Below are 17,403 nucleotides of genomic sequence, written 5' to 3'. Positions count from 1 at the left end.
ATCCGTCGTGTTCAGTTTAGAGGGTAACAGGCAAGCCTTACTGCAAACTGACAAGGACCTTACACCAACCTTAAATCTTCGAACCTCCCCGTGTATGAACAGCAAAAAACAGTATAATGACGGTAGAAGGTGATGGGTGATGGAAGAATTGAAGCACAAAAAAAAATACTCATCGTTGACGATGAGCATGAGATCAGAACGATGATCGACGGCTTCCTTCGCAAAGAAGGGTTTACGCGCATCTATCAAGCTTCTGCCTGTGCAGAGGCCTTGGAGGTTTGCCGCACCATCAACCCCGACATTGCCATCTTGGATGTGATGCTGCCCGATGGGGATGGATTCGGTCTTCTGGCCGCTTTGCGGCAAAGCTCGGATATGCCTGTGCTGTTTCTATCGGCGAGAGGTGAAGATGAGGACCGGTTGTTAGGACTGGGACTCGGGGCCGATGACTATATCGTCAAGCCCTTCCTGCCGCGGGAACTCATCCTCCGGCTGACGGCGATCCTCAGGCGGGTATATCTGCCGCCCATGAAAGAGCAGCGTCCCGTCTTCGTATCAGGCGACCGCATCGTCGATCTGGAGGGCGGGATCGTACAGCATGGCAGCAAGGAGTATCCGCTTACGGCCAAAGAGATCGCGCTGCTGTCCAAGCTGTATGAGAACCGCAACCGTATCGTCACCAGCGATGCGCTGTGTCAGGCCGCTTGGAACGATGATTATTACGGCTACGAGAATACCCTGATGGTGCATATCCGCCGCATTCGCGAGAAGATCGAGGACAACCCGTCGGCGCCGGAACATCTGCTGACGATCCGCGGCTTGGGATACAAATTGCTGATCAAAGAGGGGTAGGTATGGAGGGCTCGGTTCGTATTCTAAGACGATTTGTAGGCGCAACGATGGTGATCTCCATCTTGCTGCTGATCATCAACTTCATCTTACTCGGCGTCTTGGTATTCAGCGGCATGAACGAGGGACAATCCCCCAGCACGGTGGTGGAGCAAACGGCGGAGGGCTTGCACACTTCCTCCGGCGCCTATATGCTGGAGCCATCCGCCGCTGAACTGCTGAAGCAGAATCGCGCTTGGGCCATGCTCATTGAAGATGCGGGGCATGTGATCTGGGAGTATGAACTGCCGGATGAACTGCCCAGGGTGTATTCTTTGGCCGATGTATCCAAGTTCTCACGCAGCTACTTAATGGATTACCCGGTCTTTGTCTGGGAGCATGAAGAAGGGATCGTCGTCGTTGGATACCCTAAGAACAGCTTGGCCAAATATCTTTATGTCTTGCCCTACGAATTGGGTTTCTTCCCTGCCGCTGAAGATCGCTTCCTTGCTGGCCGCAAATATTGCCTTAGGATTGCTGCTGTCGCTGATCATCGGCGCCAGACTGATTCGCTCCATCCGCCCCATCACGCAGGGCATCGAAAGCCTGGCCGAGGATCGCGAGGTCTATATCGAGCCCAAAGGGGTCTTAGCCAATCTGGCGCAAAGCGTCAACCGCGTGTCCGCCCTGCTGCAGCAGAAAAGCAACAGCCTAAAAGCCCGGGACGAAGCCCGGTCCAACTGGATCGCCGGCATCTCCCACGATATCCGCACTCCCCTTTCGATGGTGCTCGGTTATGCCAGCGGCCTGGAGGAAAACAGCGAACTCCCTATCGAATCGAGGCGGCAAGCAGGCATCATTCGGCAGCAAGCGGAGAAGCTGCGAGCGCTTGTGCATGATTTAAACCTGGTCTCCATGCTGGAGTATGAGATGCAGCCTCTGGACCGGAAGCCGATCCGTCTGTCTGCATTGGCAAGGCAGATCGCCTCCGATTTCTTAAACCAAGGATTGGATGAACGCTACGAACTGGAGATCGAGGAGCTGGACGAAACGGCTGTGGTGCATGGGGATGAACGGCTGCTCACCCGCGCAGTCAGCAACCTGATCCAGAACAGCATCAACCACAATCCCGGCGGCTGCCGGATTGAACTTCGGATATCCCGGCAGGAAGGTGAGCACACCTGCCGTCTGATCGTCGCTGATAACGGGAAGGGGATGGATCCGCAAGATTTTCCTGATCTTTTGGAACTGCCCTACTCTTCTCGAAGAAAACAGCCCCGCAGCAACGGCCACGGCTTAGGACTTCCGATGGTCGCACGGATCGCTAAGGCCCATCAAGGGCAGCTGATCCTTAACAGCGAGCTCGGCAAAGGCTTCCGTGCAGAGATCATGCTGCCTGCGATCGAATAAACATTCCTATATTGAAAACTTCCTAGAAGATCAGCTAAAGAAGCTGCCGATCATTCGGCGGCTTTTTTGACATAACATCAAAAAAGGAGGCCTGCACGGGCAGGCCTCCAACTACTGCTGCACTAAACGCAGCTGTTCGTTAATCCAACATCGTCTTATCGCCGTAAACGGCTTCCCAAGCCGCTCTGCGCTCGTCGATAATCGCTTGACCACCGGATCTGAGGTAATCCTCCATACCGGAATCGTAGATTTGGTCAAACTGATCCGGCGGTGCGACGACGGCCCGGTTCAGGATCGCATCCCGCTTCTCCTTAAGCGCTTGACCCTGCCCTGCTTCGGACTTGATCTCGCCTACGTTGACGTTCTTGCCGATACGTCCTTGGTTCGTCGTGATCCGGTGAGCGATCTCAACATACCGCTTATCTACGCCGGCATAACCGTTGGCGATGGACTTGACGGTCAGATCCGGATCGCCGAGGTCCAGACCGTTTATGGTCAGCGTATAGTCGATGTTCGCAGGCGAGTTCATGATCTTCTCGCCGGTTGCAGCAAGCGTCTTATAGGAACCGTCCTCCAGCTTCTCATGCGTTACGCCTTCCTCGCCAAATTGCAGGAAGAGGCGGTTCTCCAGCTTGGAGATCCAGTTCAGATAGAGCAGCGATGCAAGCGGCTCGTCGTTCGTTGCCGGGAAGAAGATTTTGCGGTCGATCGGACCGGACAAGAACTTCTTATACACACCGGCATCGTTCGGGAACGGCTCCACGGCGACAAAGGCTGCATCCGGCCCAACGAGACGCTGCAGATTCGCATGGATGCTGTCTTCACCGTTGCGATACGGATAGTCCCAGTTGTGGATGAATGCACCCACATAGCCTGCTTTCATCAAGTTATCCTCTGTTGGATCCCCTGCCGGATACAGCGAGAAATCCTTCCAGATGAGTCCTTCGTTATACCATTTGTTCAAGACTCTGACGCCTTCTTTGTAATTCGGCAGCAGGAAATGCCTGTCGTCAAAGCCGTAGACATAGATATCCTTATCCGTAATATCATTCGGCACGAAGGACGTCAGCAGATGATCTGCCCGCCAGCCGATATCGAAGCTGGTCGAGAACGGAATCATCTTATCTGCTTCATCACCCAGCAGCAAGGAAGCATTGTCTCTGAAGGCGATGAGCATATCCTCGAATTCCTGCAGGGTCGTAGGCGCCTCCAGCCCCAGCTTCTGCAGCCAGTCTTCACGCACGAAGGTGTTGATCCGGTTCAGAACGGCAAGCCGCGCTTCAATCGCCCAGATCGTTCCCGTATGGGGATCTTGGTTCCAGTAGATGTTCGAATCCGTGAGCAGATCCCACAAGTCTGGCAGCAGATCTTTGTACTCCTCCAGATAAGGATTCAGGTCCAGTACACCGCCCATATTGGCATAGGCTTGAATCGTTGGGTAGGAGTAGGTGACGCTGATATCCGGCGCTTGATTCGCCGCCAGCAGGTTGTTAATGACCTCCACCTCTGTCCAGCGCGGTACAGGAACAAATTCAACCTCGATGTTGTGATCGCGAAGCAAGCCTTCTTTAATATAGTCGGTATAGAAGTTATCCTCCGGAGGCGTTCCCCCGTCATTGCCGCGGTCATAGATCTCTACGGTGATCTTCCGCGTCTCCTTGAACCGCAAGTTGGCATCCAGACCCAATGCCTCTAATCTGGAATCGGTACCGCCTGAGCCGCTCGCATCATTGTTGCTTGCAGGCGTCTGCGTATTCGGCGTTGGTTCTGCATTGTTGTCCTTGGTACATGCTGCCATCACCAACACAAAAGCCAGGCATAAGGTTAGGATGGTCAACCCTTTACGTAGCCCCATATTCAGTCCCCCTCACTTCATGAGCAATATTGATTTTATAAAAATTGACTTTCGTCAATTTTTACCGTACACAAAGCCTCAACCAAAGCTTCAACCTTTCACAGCGCCGAGCGTCACACCCGAGATAAAATACTTCTGCAGCCACGGGTATACCAGCAGGATCGGTACGGTCGCAAACATCACCGTTGCGGATTTGATCGTCTCAGACAATCCCGGGGTCGTAAATCCTTCCTGCGTCGCCACCTCGATGCTGTTGATGCTGTTCAGGATGTTATACAGCAGCAGTTGGATCGGATAGTATTTGCGATCGGACATATACATCAGAGCATCAGAGAAGCCGTTCCATCTTCCTACCGCATAGAACAGTGCGAGCGTCGCAAGTACAGGAGTGGACAGCGGCAGATAGACGTTCACCAGAATCCTGAACGGCCCTGCTCCATCGAGTTCTGCAGATTCCCTGAGGCTCTCCGGGATCCCGAACAAGAAGCTGCGCAAGATGATGACGTAGAACACGCTGATACAGTTCGGGATGATCAATACCAGCGGATGGTTGAGAAGGTGCAGCTCCTTCAAGAGCAAGTACATGGGGATCGTCCCCGCATTGAAGTACATGGTAAAGAGAATCAGCGCGATGAAGAACTTCTTGCCCTTCAAGTTGTCGTAGATCAGCGGATATGCGCACATGATCGTCATAAACAAGGACCAGATTGTGCAGATCACCGTCAAGATCGCCGTCCACGCCAGGGACCAGGTGTATTTGGAATCGCCCAATACCATCGCATAGGCATCAAAATTCAGTCCTTTGGGCCAAAGCAGCACTTCATTCTTAATCAAGGCATCTGCTGAGCTTAAAGACCGCGCCAGGATGTTCAATACCGGCAGCAGACAGACGAGTATACACCATATACAGATGATGACGATGATCCAGTCTCCGATTTTGGCACTTCTTGATTTCACCATGTGACAACCCTCCTACCAAATGCCGCGTTCGCCGGTTTTTTTGGCCAGTGCGTTGGCCGCGAACAAGAAGATGACACATACAACGGATTGGAATAGACCAACGGCAGTGGAGAGTGAAAACTGCAGTCCACGAATACCGTAGTTGTAGACGAAGATCGAGATCACATTAGAAACATCGGTGACCAGTTTATTGCTGAGCGCGTAAGGTCTGTCGAATTCACTGCTCAAGATCTGACCCAAGCTCAGGATCAGCAGGACGATGATCGTCGGACGAAGTCCGGGCAGCGTGACGTGCCAGATCTTACGGAAGCGGCCGGCTCCATCCACCGATGCTGCCTCATACAATTCCGGGTTGATCCCTGCAATCGCTGCTAAATAGATGATCGTGTTCCAACCGACGCTCTGCCAGATCCCCAGCAGGACGTAGGTGATCACCCAATACACAGGGTCATTCAAGAAGGGGATGGGTTCGAACCCCATCCTCTGCAGCATGATGTTGACCAGCCCCGAAGTCGGTGCGAAGAGCTGCAGCGCCATTCCGGCGATGATGACCCAGGACAGGAAGTGAGGCAGATAAACCACGGTTTGGGTGAATCGCTTGAAGCGTTTGAAAGCGAGTTCATTTAAGATCAGCGCAAGGATGATCGGCGCCGGAAAGCCAAAGAGCAGGTCTAGAAAATTCAGCATCAGCGTATTTCTAAGCGCATACAAAAAGTCCCGATTGGAAAATGCCTGAATGAAATATTCAAACCCGTTATGGTCGGCCCATGCCATCTCCCAAGGACTTTGGACGATGCTGTATTTCTTGAATGCGATCTGAATATAGCCCATCGGGATATAACGGAAGATGATAAAGAAGGCCAACGGAAGAATCAGCATCACATACAGGACCCAGTAACGCCTTAGATAGTTCATGGTTTTATTCATATTGATATTGAACATCGATGAATCGCCCCACATGTCATTTCGGATTTGTACCAAGAATCCACGGCAAAGAGCCGATGGATCCCCTGTTTCAGCCTTGCTGCATGTCGATGATCTTGGTGTTGGTCTGCTGTTCACATATGTAAGCGTTATCAAGTTAGCTTGAATAAATGATCATGTTTTCATCCGTATCCACATATCAACCCCTGTTTCCTTGATTTCCCCCGTGGAAAATGCAAGGTCAATCCTTAGTACCCTCCTGCGGTTAAATTATAGGACTCTAATCCTCTGACAAAGGGTGTGATTTAATATTCCTTTCCTGCAAAACTCGACGATCAGCGGCTGGATTCAAGGGATACGGCCGCTTATGATCTTTAGTTTAAATTAGCATTGAAGCGAATTTCGGACAATAGACGGACTTAAGTTAATGGAGACTAATTAAAGAGAATTTTTGTGTGACAAGGATTTAGAAAACAGTGCTTGCTAGGACTTCCTTAAGCAATGCGAGGGCGGATAGCCTTTGATCTTCTTGAACTGTTTGCGAAAATGCGTCAGATCCCTGTAACCGCAGCGTTCTGCGGCTTCACTGACATTGCACTCACCGTTCTGCAGCATGTCCTGTGCGTGATTGATCCTCGTTTGCGCCAAATATTGCTTGATCAGCATGCCCGTTTCTTTTTTGAACAGCGCTCCGAAATATACATGATTGAGCCCCACTAGATCGGCGAGTTCTTGGACTGTGATGTGGCTTGCGTAGTTTTCGGAGATGTAATTCATCACCTTGGTCACCCTATAATCCATGCTGATCGAGTCTTTGTTCAAGAGGATCAGCTCGATCAGTCGATGGATGATGACGAGCAGCAGGCCTCTTGTCTTGATGAGATACCCGGTTTCCTTCTGCACCCAGGCATTGGATAGGTCGCTGAAGAGCTCGATCAGGTCATTCTTGATGCCGATGTGCGACAGCAGAGGAAGCGGCAGGCCGGAGGCTGGCTGTCCATTCAGATCGTAGAGCTTGAAGTTCGCTGAGTACAGGTGCATGAGGTCTTCTGCGAAACAATAGGCTTTGCGAATGCTGCCCTTGGGAATGCAGAGCACATCCCCTTTCTTCACCTCGTATGGGACGCCGTTGATGATATAGACTCCCCTCCCTTCCACGACATAGGTGAGGTCATAGAAGGAGATCTCATTCTCCGCAATCTCCCAAGTCGGCGTACATTTTCGATAGATCAAGTACCCGATATCGGGAATGATGGAGTCGTTGATTTCCACGCCCATATGCATCCCTCCAATAAGGACTTGTAATCATTCGCTTATATCGCTGTTTGGCTGTTATCTTCACCCTATAAACCCTGCGTCGCCGGTAACTGCAATTCCCCTCCGACCACCTCATTTGTGTCTATTTCCTTGCAGATTTCTCTAATATTCATTTACCCCCCTCGCTGTTTTGCTCAATTTTATATGAATTCTGAATATTGTCAATATTCATATCAGGAGATCTACATTTACGTTTCGAATTCGAATTCATAAGTGACATGATAGCTGCTACTACTGAGATCAGAGTAAGGATTAGCAGGCCGAATCCAAGTAAATCTTGAAACGTAAACAAGCAATCACCTCCTTTCAGGAGGGATGCACCACCACAAGTTGAGTTGTACAAGCCAATTATACCATGTTAATCCTGGGAAGTCGCCTATATTTTGGCGGATTTTTGTTTTATTAGGAGGATGGTGTCAGTTAACATCGTCGCAGGTCATTCAAACTCCTTGATTAATGAGATATAATGGACAACAGTGTTCCTATTAAACCGTTTTCTTTTCCTTTTATCCAGTGGCAGATTTTCACCAACAACGACCTTTTAAGTAGAGAAGAAGGAGTGATCCTATGGAATATCACGTGTCCGTACACGGAGATGACCAGGCTAAGGGTACAGCTGATCAGCCTTTTCGCACCATATCACGCGCTGCAGCGATTGCCATGCCTGGTGATACCGTGATCGTTCATGCAGGAGTTTATCGAGAATGGGTGAATCCAGCTAACAGCGGAACAGAGGAGCATAGAATCGTCTATCGCTCCGCAGGCGACGGGGAAGTTGTCATCACAGGAGCTGAACGCATTACCGACTGGAAGGAAGAAGGAGACGGTGTTTGGAGCACAGAAGTACCCAATTCGATCTTTTCTATTCGCAACCCTTTCGAAGTTGAACTGAGCGGGGACTGGCTGTTTGATGGTGCTTTTCCCGTTCATCTCGGCGATGTGTACCTGAATTGCAAATCCTTGTACGAATGCGCAAGCTTGGATCAAGTACGCAATCCCGAAGTTTGGCCCGATGCCAAGTATCCCGAGGACTCGCTCCTCAAATGGTATGCCGAAGTTGGTCCTGCAACAACGAAAATTTGGGCGAACTTTGGCGGCAAAGATCCTCGCAAGGAAAATGTCGAGATCAGTGTCCGTCCTTATTGCTTCTGGCCAGACAAACCGGGAATTAACTATATTACCGTAAGCGGATTCACACTGCGTCAAGCAGCTCCGCAATGGGCGCCGCCGACAGCTTACCAAGAAGGTCTGATCGGCCCTCACTGGAGCAAGGGATGGATCATCGAAAACAATCTCATCTATGAATCCAAGAACGTCGGGATCAGCCTGGGGACGCCGATCGGTACGGGCCACGACACGGTGAATGGCAGACACAAGAAAGGCGGCACGCAGCGTGAACAGGAAGTAATCCTCCGCGCACTGCACACCGGCGGATGGCATAAGGACCGGGTCGGCGGTCACATCGTACGGAACAATGTCATCCACGATTGTGAACAGGCAGGCATCGTAGGGCATATGGGCGGTGCCTTCAGCCGCATCTATAATAACCGTATCTACAATATCCACCATAAACGCCTCCGACACGGTGCCGAAGTAGCAGGAATCAAACTGCATGCTGCCCTGGATACAGAAATTAGCGGAAATATCATCTACAGCTGTTATCGCGGCGTTTGGCTTGACTGGCAGGCACAGGGCACCCGCGTCAGCCGCAATGTATTCTTTGACAATCTTTCTGAGGACTTCTTTGTGGAGGTTTGCCATGGTCCGTATATGGTGGACCACAATCTGTTCCTGTCCCTGATGAATGTGAGAAATATGGCTCAAGGCGGAGCATACGTCCATAACTTGTTCACAGGCAGATTCGTCGTGCGTTCCGAGCTCAGCCGTACCACGCCGTACCACTTCCCTCACGAGACGGCCGTGGCCGGTTACTCCAACATTAGCGGCGGCGATGACAGGTACTATAACAATATCTTCTTGGGAGACCATGACGAGAACAAAGAACCTGTCCCCATCACCTTCTTTGAACATCTGCCGCTGAAGCCTAGAGGCGAGATTGGAGAGGACGGCAAGGTCGTTATGGACGGCGTTCCGGACGATTCCATCTGCTATCTATACCCCGTAGGTCTGGGAAGCTACGACAAGCATCCGAATGTCAAAGACAAGCAATGGTGGGAATACAGCAAAGAAGAGTTTGCTGAGCTTGGAGAAGACGTCATCAAGACGATCGTCGAAGGGAATGCGGTTCTGCCTGTGGCTATGGATGGAAATGTCTATCTTAACGATGCCGTTCCAAGCCGGCATGAACCCGATGCTAAGGTTTATAAGCAAGAGGGCATTAAAGTGGAGGTTCATCCTGCGCAAGGCAAGGTGCGGATTCAGATCAGTGAGCCCGCATTGCTTCGCGGCGCCTCCCCGATGGTGGTCACCACCGACCTGCTTGGCAAGACCTATCACGCCGATATGAAATATGAACACCCAGACAGCACGCCGTATCGTTTTGACGCGGACTTCTTCGGAAACAAGCGACCGGATGCAGATGTCACCCCCGGCCCGTTTGAATTAACCGAAGATGGGGCTGTTGAATTTGAGTTTTAATTGACAAGGGGCTGTCCTGTCAGTCAGCGATGACTGACCGAAGGACAGCCCTTTCGCATACGAACTCCGCTTACCTGTACGTGCGTGCGATACATGCGTCCTGAGTCAACAGTTTCTGTCGTCTCGCATAGGGTGCCTGCCTAGACGTGCTTGAGTCAACAATATCTGTTGTCTCGGCACACTGTGCCTGCCTCGTCGTACCTGAGTCAACAATATCTGTTGTCTCGCTCGCTATTCTTGCATCATCGTGCCTGAGTCGACAATATCTGCCGTCTCGGTACGCTGTGCCTGTCTCCACGCACTTGAGACAACAATATCTGTTGTCTCGCTCGCTATTCTTGCATCATCGTGCCTGAGTCGACAATATCTGCCGTCTCGGTACGCTGTGCCTGTCTCCACGCACTTGAGACAACAGTTTCTATCGTCTCACACACCTCCTCCGCCTCCACACACCCGTAGTCAACAATTCCTATCGTCTCACACGCTAGCAACGGTAAGAAGCACGACGGGATTCGTTTCTTCAATTCGTCAAATAAGGAAAATGAGGGAGGAGCAGCTCACACCAAACACCCCCCAAGCCTCCATCGCTTCTTGAAGATCAAGTTACACTGAATAAACAGTCAAACCTGCTTCAAGAGGCTCTGAAAATATACAGCGTCTCTCAATACAGCGTCTCTCACGCAGGCATCTATCTTAAAGATCACAAATTGCCCTTCAATATATCGAAACGAAAATCATAATCCATGATCAGAAATATTCATAAAGGGGCAGCCGCTTGGGCTTGCCCCTCTAATTTATTCCTTCAACATATGGAAGACTTGCTCGACGTCTTTGTCCCCGCGGCCGGAGAGGTTGATGATGATGATCTGATCCCGGCTCATGGTCGGAGCGAGCTTCTTGGCATAAGCAAGAGCATGTGAGCTCTCCAGCGCCGGGATGATGCCTTCCGTGCGGGACAGCTCTTGGAATGCGTCCAGCACTTCCTCATTGGATACCGCATAGTATTCCGCTCGGCCGGTCACTTTCAGATAACTGTGCTCCGGTCCGATCCCCGGATAATCTAGTCCTGCTGCGATCGAATAGGTCTTCTTCGGCTCGCCGTGCTCGTCCAATAGGACCAGAGACTTGAAGCCATGGATCGTGCCCGGCACGCCCTGCGTCAAGGTCGGCGCCTGATCCGGCTCCACACCGATCAGGCGAACGCTTGGCTCGTCGATATAGTGGGCGAACGCACCGATCGCGTTGCTGCCGCCGCCCGCACAGGCGATAACGGCATCCGGCAAACGTCCTTCCTTCTCCAGGATCTGCCGCTTGGACTCCTCACTGATGACGGATTGGAAATGCTTGACCATCGTCGGGAACGGATGCGGACCAACCGCCGATCCGAGGAGATAGAACGTCGTCTTGTAGTTTTGTACCAGATCGTTAAGCGCCTCATCCACCGCATCTTTTAAGCGTCCCTGGCCTTTGCTTACCGGCACGACCCTCGCTCCGAGCAGTTCCATGCGGAAGACATTGAGTGCCTGACGCCGCGTATCCTCCTCACCCATGTAGATCACGCATTCCATACCGAACATCGCGCAAGCCGTGGCTGTGGCAACCCCGTGTTGGCCGGCGCCCGTCTCGGCGATGATGCGCTTTGCGCCCATGCGTTTGGCCAGCAGGATCTGGCCGATCGCATTGTTGATCTTATGCGCCCCGGTATGGTTCAGGTCTTCGCGCTTCAGATAGATTTTCGCTCCGCCCCATGCCTTGGTCAGCCGCTCAGCATAGGTCAACGGGCTTTCTCGCCCTATGTACTCCCTGAGATAGTAGCGCAGTTCCTCGTTGAACTCCGGGTCATCCTTGTACTTATAGAACTGCAGATTGAGATAGTCCAACACTTCCTGCAATTCCGGCGGCACGAAGCTTCCCCCGAACTCGCCAAAATACCCTTCTCGCTCCAGCTGTTGGCTCATACTCAACTCATCTCCCCCACTCTCTTGATTTACCTATCATTCTACTGAATCCGCTTCAATTCTGCTACATATAAAATGCTGCATATAAAAAGCCATATTCTTTATCCCCATTCATACTAACGGAGATTCAGAACATGGCCCAGATTCAAACATGAACATCATGCTAAGATCCTCATCATCTCTGCAAACTGCTGCCTTAGACTTTCTACTCTCTGGCTGACATACTGATTGCGGTTGCGTTCATCAAATGCCTTCATCAGGCGATCGATCTCCGCGCACACCCATTCATACTCCAGCTCGCCCGGGTATGTCTTCCGTTTCCTCTTATGCCCGGCACCGGCTTGCTCCAACAGAAATTGCACACCGATCAGGTAATGCAGCTTATCCCATCTCTCGCTGCTTTCTCGCCCGTATAATCCGGCATCGCCTTAGGTTGTCCATCGCTGATGCTGATGATCAGCTTCGTCTTCTGCGGCGCATGAAGCAGCCTTTCAGCCAGGATGCGCAGGGCCATACCATCCCGATTATTGCTGCGCGCCTGAATGTTCATAAGCGCGTATTTATCATCGGGATCGTTGCTCTCAAAGTCGACATAAGCATAGACAGACATTTGCTCCAGCTTGGAGCGGTCCGCTGTATCCCCGTAAACCATGATCGGAATGCCGCACCCCGTGCAAAATTCGTACAAAGCCACGGCGGCTTGCTTGGCTGCTTCCAACCGGCCAAAGGCCGACATCGACGCGTATTCATCAATCCGGAGTGCAACAGCCAGGGAGGGTTCTTCCTCCGGCGGACGCTTGCGGGCAAAATAGCGGAAATCCATCGCAGCAACCTGGTCCGCGCAAAATTTTGTGCCGTACAGCTGAGATTTCGCAAATTCAGACGATATCTCATGTTCCAGCAGCGGATAGCCCTGTTTCCTGTGAGAAATAATCCACGCTCCGTAGACTCGATGACTGGACAGCATCTTTTTTGTTTTGTTGTGATTGTTTTCACAAACATATTTTGCTAATCCATGTATGATAGAATTAACAAATCTCATTGACAAGAACGCAGCACTACATGTAGTTTAAAATGAATATTGACATGTATTAATTATCTTATTAGAATAATTATCGAAAAGGAATTATTATATTTTATTTGGGAGGGGTTCTCATGTTCAAAAGGATCAATCGTCTGCCAATTGAACTGCCAAAACCGGAGCATCCCGATCCCAATGCGGCAAGTGCCGTGCAAGAACTCCTGGGCGGTCGCTTCGGTGAGATGTCCACGCTGAACAACTACATGTTCCAGTCCTTCGCTTTCCGCGACAAGGAGAAGCTGAAGCCATTCTACCATCTGGTGGCCAGCATCACTGCGGAAGAAGTAGGACACGTAGAGCTGGTAGCCAACACCATCAACCTGATGCTCACCGGCTCGACGAAGCCGGATGATCCCGATAAGAGCCCGCTAAGCAATGGAACCGACAAGCGGAACTCGTACCATTTCATCGATACGGCTCTGACGGCCAAACCTTGGGATTCCATGGGCAAAGCTTGGACAGGGGATTATGTCTTCAACAGCGGGAATCTCTTGCTCGACCTGCTGCATAACTTCTTCCTGGAGATCGGGGCACGCACCCACAAGATGCGCGTCTACGAGATGACGGACAACCCGATTGCGCGTGAAATGATCGGATACTTACTCGTGCGCGGCGGCGTGCATACCCTGGCCTACGCCAAAGCCATCGAGACCATCACCGGCATCGACTTGACGAAGATGCTGCCCGTGCCGAGCCTGGACAACTCCAAGTTCGAATACGCACGCAAATACGAAGAACAAGGATGGCACCGCCGGCTGTACACCTTCAGCGATAACGACTATGAAGAGATCGCCCTGATCTGGAGAGGCAGCCATCCGGATGACGGTTCGAAACTGGAAGTTGTCCACGGAACACCGGAAGGCTATCCGGTACCGGATCTGCCGGCAATCGATGAAGAGTTTGCACCGGGCATTTCTGCAGAAGACTTCGAGAAGATCTTCAAACGCCTCAAAGATGCCGCCAATATCGAATAAGACATAGAAGCCGTCGGCTGTCAGCATCCGGCGGCTTCCCTGTTTACTGAACCGCTCAGTATTATGACATAGAAGAACCGCTCAAGGACAGAACTGCGCATTCTATGACATTTAATAAAGCTTTTTACCGACCGTAATATTATATAATTATAGCTATATAGGTTTTATTAATATAAAGAGAATCAATGAACCGATTAAACATGTGGTTTCCGTGAACAATCTGCAGCAAAGGTAATGACTTATTGGAGGATTCCGATGTTTCCATTTCATCAATTTCAGATTGGCAAACGATTAATCAAAACCGCCGTGGCTGTTTTTATGACCGCGCAGATCTGTTACTTGCTGAACTGGCCGATGATCTTCGCCGTGATTACAGCCATCGTCACCGTTGAACCAACCGTCGATGCTTCCATCCGCAAAGGTCTCATTCGCTTCCCAGCTGCCGCTATAGGCGCAGCTTTCGCGATGATATTCGAAGCGTGGCTCGGTCCCCAGCCGCTGACGTTCACACTCTCAGCATTATCCACGATCTATGTCTGTAATCTTCTCGGCTGGAACCAAGCGCTTGTCGTCTCAACCTTGACCGCAGTTAATATGATCTATGTGTCGGAAGGCCATTTTCTGATGGAATTTGTGGTTCGACTTGGGACAACTATCACCGGAATCGTCGTATCCGCCGCCGTGAATTTTATCCTATTCCGCCCTAATTATATGTCCGAACTTAAAACCAACCTGTCTCAAACCTATGCCTCGATCCTCACTCAGGCACGCCTAGTATTGGATCGCAAGGTGAGAACGAGCGATCTCCTGCCGCTCACGGCTTCGCTGGAAGCATCACTGGACAAAATTCAAACCTTGCTTGAATATCAATCCGCAGACCTGCGATTCAAGCGGACATCCTTCGCAGACCTGCGTAAACTCGTTACGATCAAGAAGCATCTCCAATTCTTGCGCCGCATCCTCATCTATATGGAAACAGCCGTCCACAGCCAAGACGAGCACGAACGCACGCTGTGCTATCAGTTGCTGGACAGCAAGATTCAGAAGCTGCAAGCCAAGCGACATCTTCTCTATAGCGTAAAATGAGCTGCGCATACTATTAATGATTGCTGCCAGCTGCCGGATTAAACACGCGCTTCCGCACATTATGAATCGATCGATTTTTTGACTCGCAGGCTGAAGCGGGCTGTTTCGTGCGCTGAGACGATATCCTTTGTCGTCTCATGCTCATTCCCGCTTCATCTCCGCCTAAGACGACAAGATTTGTTGACTCAAAAGCCGTTTCCGCTGATGCGCACGCTCTATCGACAGTTCCTGTCGTCTCACTCTCGGCTTCTGCCTCCTCGTATGTCAAGTCGACAGGATAGATCGTCTCACGCAACTATTCTGTTCCTGATTAACCCTTCTCCTAACTGTTCACTATCAACAAAGGCCCCAATGTGGAAACCGTTATGAAATTTAGACAGATCTTGCTGGGTCATGTAGACTAGTAGATAGGAACTTTGCAGCGTGCAGCGGCACCGGACTGCTGTACGCTCCGATGTTGTCTATCATCATATACAGAATGGATAGTGAGAAATCGATGAAAGGTTACATCGCGATTACAGGGAAGAACATCGATCATTACCTCGATCAGTATGCGGTTATTGCCTTCGAACTGAGAAATTCCAGGATCAAAGCCAAGCGGCTGGCGATCATGGAGGCCTATATCGCACTTTCCTCCATCGGGGGAATCTTCATTCGCAACGGTCCGCTTGGGGATGTCAAAGGCCTGTTCACCTTCTTCGTGCCCGTGGAGCATTTAGATAAACTGAAGCACCTCTTGGCGCGGATCGGTTATTGCGACCGGTTCTATCTCCTAGATTTCCACAGTGATCAATCGGAGAACCACACGGAGCTTGTCACGATCAATGAGTTGATTTGGAAAGGCAGGCGGTTCTCGCTCCATAAGTATTATGAGCAGGACGCTTCCCTCTACGAGAAACAATCTCCGCATAAACGGAAGTTCAAGATCCTGGATGAAAACGATGAAGTGAAAGTCGTGCACGGCTACCGCGGCGATGGTTCGGAAACCGGTCGAAGAGCCTTGCCGGCAGAGGATGCCAGATGCATGGTGAATCTGTCCAACCCCTATCGCGCCGCGAAGCTGCTTGATCCATTCTCCGGCGGCGGAGGCATCGTCTATCAAGCCAAATATATCAAGAGCTCTCTCAACGTCTACAGTGTGGATATCGATCCTGTGGTGTCCCCTGGACTTAAGTTTTACGGATCCGAGCACCGCGTCGGCGATGCAAGCCAGATCCAATTCCCCGGCAAGAAGTTCGATGCCATCGTCACCGAAGTCCCCTTCTCCCCGAATTCCACGGAAGCGATCTTAGAAGCCATGGACAATCTCAACCCGTTTCTCAAAGACGACGGGAATATCGTCATGATGAGCGGCGCCGATCAAGCAGAGAAGATCGATCACCATCTCCACAGCATCGGCATGCACGGATATGTATACCACCCCATCGATCGCAAAGGCACCGATGTCGTCATCATGGCATGGACGAAGTCTGACGAGAAGATTAAAAGGATGCAGGGGTTCTTGGATGTGGTGGAGAGAGTTTATTGAGGGGGTGAACGTGAATCTCTCATGCACTCCTCATCAGTATAAATACAAAGATAATGGGATCTTTTACGATTGAATAATGGAGCTTAAGTTAAAGAAGAAGTTTAGATCTTTGTGCTCGTCGAAATAGAAAAATATCTGACTAAAATCAATCTGATTAGGCGTATATGCGGGGCAACAGCTATTTATATAAGCGTTTACAATGTCTTCCTCAGAGTATCCTATCTTATCTAAAAACTGTTTTATCGTTAATATTTCTCCATTGTTCATATCATAATAAAACGATTGAACATAGTTCAGAGGGGAATACGACCCATATGATGAGGTTATGGTTGAGTATACAGCGATGCTGTAGATCCCATCAAAATCAGCAACAGTATAGTCATACTTATACCATACATAATCAAAGCCCTCAGATGATTGACAGTCATTTATATCTTTCATATTTAGAATATAGCGAAATTCAGAGTTGATGAATTCATTCATTTCGTCCGCATTAGGTAAGTCATGATTTAAATTTGGCAGCCTAATATCAGCACGACACACACCGTATTGATTCAAATGCAATTCAAAAGCTGTGTGAACGATGGATTCCTTTATATCAGAGATCTTATTGTCATCTAAGTGATTACTGTCTGTTACAGGATGATTCGTTGCGGCATCACAGCTTGTTAACAACAGACATGCTGCTAACAGAAGCAGTTTAATTGACAAACGATTTTTTATACGTTTTCTCAGTGAGAGCTTGGAAAAAAGTACGGATATGTTTATCATCATAGGTCAAGTCCGAAATTGTGTGTAAAATCCTCGGCAGATGGTTCGTTAACCGAGACGCACCACTTTGTTACTTGCCTTAACTCTCTCTATCCGCCAATGCTTGAACTCAG

The 17,403-nt window shown here is 50.3% G+C and carries 15 protein-coding genes; 6 read left to right on the top strand and 9 right to left on the bottom strand.

What is annotated here, in order from left to right:
* The first annotated feature begins 132 nt into the window (after positions 1 to 132).
* On the top strand, positions 133 to 852 hold the full coding sequence (locus tag PRECH8_RS10295) for a response regulator transcription factor (protein ID WP_200967021.1): 720 nt from the start codon (positions 133 to 135) through the stop codon (positions 850 to 852).
* An 86-nt stretch (positions 853 to 938) separates the two neighbouring features.
* Here the strand turns inward: PRECH8_RS10295 and PRECH8_RS14710 are convergent, their stop codons facing one another.
* Positions 939 to 1,115: a hypothetical protein gene (locus PRECH8_RS14710; protein ID WP_308808485.1), complete on the bottom strand. Its 177-nt coding sequence runs from the start codon at positions 1,113 to 1,115 to the stop codon at positions 939 to 941.
* A gap of 169 nt (positions 1,116 to 1,284) precedes the next feature.
* Here PRECH8_RS14710 and PRECH8_RS10290 point away from each other — a divergent pair, with 169 nt between their 5' ends.
* The gene (locus tag PRECH8_RS10290; protein ID WP_308808484.1) at positions 1,285 to 2,238 is read left to right on the top strand and encodes a sensor histidine kinase; all 954 of its coding nucleotides are present in this window, start codon (positions 1,285 to 1,287) and stop codon (positions 2,236 to 2,238) included.
* Positions 2,239 to 2,377: 139 nt separating this feature from the next.
* Here the strand turns inward: PRECH8_RS10290 and PRECH8_RS10285 are convergent, their stop codons facing one another.
* From PRECH8_RS10285 to PRECH8_RS10270, 4 genes are all read right to left on the bottom strand, one after another.
* Positions 2,378 to 4,093 carry a type 2 periplasmic-binding domain-containing protein gene (locus tag PRECH8_RS10285; RefSeq protein ID WP_200967020.1) on the bottom strand — a complete coding sequence of 572 codons (1,716 nt, stop codon included), beginning with the start codon at positions 4,091 to 4,093 and terminating at the stop codon, positions 2,378 to 2,380.
* Positions 4,094 to 4,183: 90 nt separating this feature from the next.
* Positions 4,184 to 5,053 carry a carbohydrate ABC transporter permease gene (locus PRECH8_RS10280; protein ID WP_200967019.1) on the bottom strand — a complete coding sequence of 290 codons (870 nt, stop codon included), beginning with the start codon at positions 5,051 to 5,053 and terminating at the stop codon, positions 4,184 to 4,186.
* A gap of 12 nt (positions 5,054 to 5,065) precedes the next feature.
* Entirely contained in the window at positions 5,066 to 5,980 is a 915-nt protein-coding gene (locus PRECH8_RS10275; RefSeq protein WP_242457535.1) for an ABC transporter permease, read from the bottom strand.
* 480 nt (positions 5,981 to 6,460) lie between these two features.
* A complete protein-coding gene (locus tag PRECH8_RS10270) occupies positions 6,461 to 7,255 on the bottom strand; it encodes an AraC family transcriptional regulator (RefSeq protein ID WP_200967018.1) in 795 nt (264 codons plus the stop codon).
* Between the two features lie 606 nt (positions 7,256 to 7,861).
* Here PRECH8_RS10270 and PRECH8_RS10265 point away from each other — a divergent pair.
* On the top strand, positions 7,862 to 9,892 hold the full coding sequence (locus PRECH8_RS10265) for a right-handed parallel beta-helix repeat-containing protein (RefSeq protein ID WP_200967017.1): 2,031 nt from the start codon (positions 7,862 to 7,864) through the stop codon (positions 9,890 to 9,892).
* Positions 9,893 to 10,686: 794 nt separating this feature from the next.
* Here the strand turns inward: PRECH8_RS10265 and trpB are convergent.
* The 3 genes from trpB to PRECH8_RS10250 all read right to left on the bottom strand — a co-directional run bounded on the left by trpB (position 10,687) and on the right by PRECH8_RS10250 (position 12,817).
* On the bottom strand, positions 10,687 to 11,850 hold the full coding sequence (gene trpB, locus PRECH8_RS10260; RefSeq protein WP_200967016.1) for a tryptophan synthase subunit beta: 1,164 nt from the start codon (positions 11,848 to 11,850) through the stop codon (positions 10,687 to 10,689).
* A gap of 158 nt (positions 11,851 to 12,008) precedes the next feature.
* The gene (locus PRECH8_RS10255) at positions 12,009 to 12,212 is read right to left on the bottom strand and encodes a hypothetical protein (RefSeq protein ID WP_200967015.1); all 204 of its coding nucleotides are present in this window, start codon (positions 12,210 to 12,212) and stop codon (positions 12,009 to 12,011) included.
* 5 nt (positions 12,213 to 12,217) lie between these two features.
* Positions 12,218 to 12,817: a vWA domain-containing protein gene (locus tag PRECH8_RS10250; protein WP_200967014.1), complete on the bottom strand. Its 600-nt coding sequence runs from the start codon at positions 12,815 to 12,817 to the stop codon at positions 12,218 to 12,220.
* Between the two features lie 188 nt (positions 12,818 to 13,005).
* On the opposite strand from PRECH8_RS10250, the gene PRECH8_RS10245 reads away from it, so the two are divergent.
* From PRECH8_RS10245 to PRECH8_RS10235, 3 genes are all read left to right on the top strand, one after another.
* Positions 13,006 to 13,905: a manganese catalase family protein gene (locus tag PRECH8_RS10245; protein ID WP_200967013.1), complete on the top strand. Its 900-nt coding sequence runs from the start codon at positions 13,006 to 13,008 to the stop codon at positions 13,903 to 13,905.
* Between the two features lie 255 nt (positions 13,906 to 14,160).
* The gene (locus tag PRECH8_RS10240) at positions 14,161 to 14,991 is read left to right on the top strand and encodes an FUSC family protein (protein WP_200967012.1); all 831 of its coding nucleotides are present in this window, start codon (positions 14,161 to 14,163) and stop codon (positions 14,989 to 14,991) included.
* Between the two features lie 496 nt (positions 14,992 to 15,487).
* Positions 15,488 to 16,519, top strand: a complete 1,032-nt coding sequence (locus PRECH8_RS10235; RefSeq protein WP_200967011.1) for a TRM11 family SAM-dependent methyltransferase — start codon at positions 15,488 to 15,490, stop codon at positions 16,517 to 16,519.
* A 63-nt stretch (positions 16,520 to 16,582) separates the two neighbouring features.
* On the opposite strand, the gene PRECH8_RS14390 is transcribed toward PRECH8_RS10235, so the two are convergent.
* Positions 16,583 to 17,194 (bottom strand): hypothetical protein, encoded by a 612-nt coding sequence (locus tag PRECH8_RS14390; protein ID WP_207161792.1) that lies wholly within the window; start codon positions 17,192 to 17,194, stop codon positions 16,583 to 16,585.
* Positions 17,195 to 17,403: the final 209 nt, after the last annotated feature.

The organism is Insulibacter thermoxylanivorax, from assembly GCF_015472005.1.
In the GTDB taxonomy this organism is placed as follows: Bacteria; Bacillota; Bacilli; order Paenibacillales; family DA-C8; genus Insulibacter; species Insulibacter thermoxylanivorax.
This window is presented reverse-complemented; position numbering and strand designations above follow the sequence as displayed.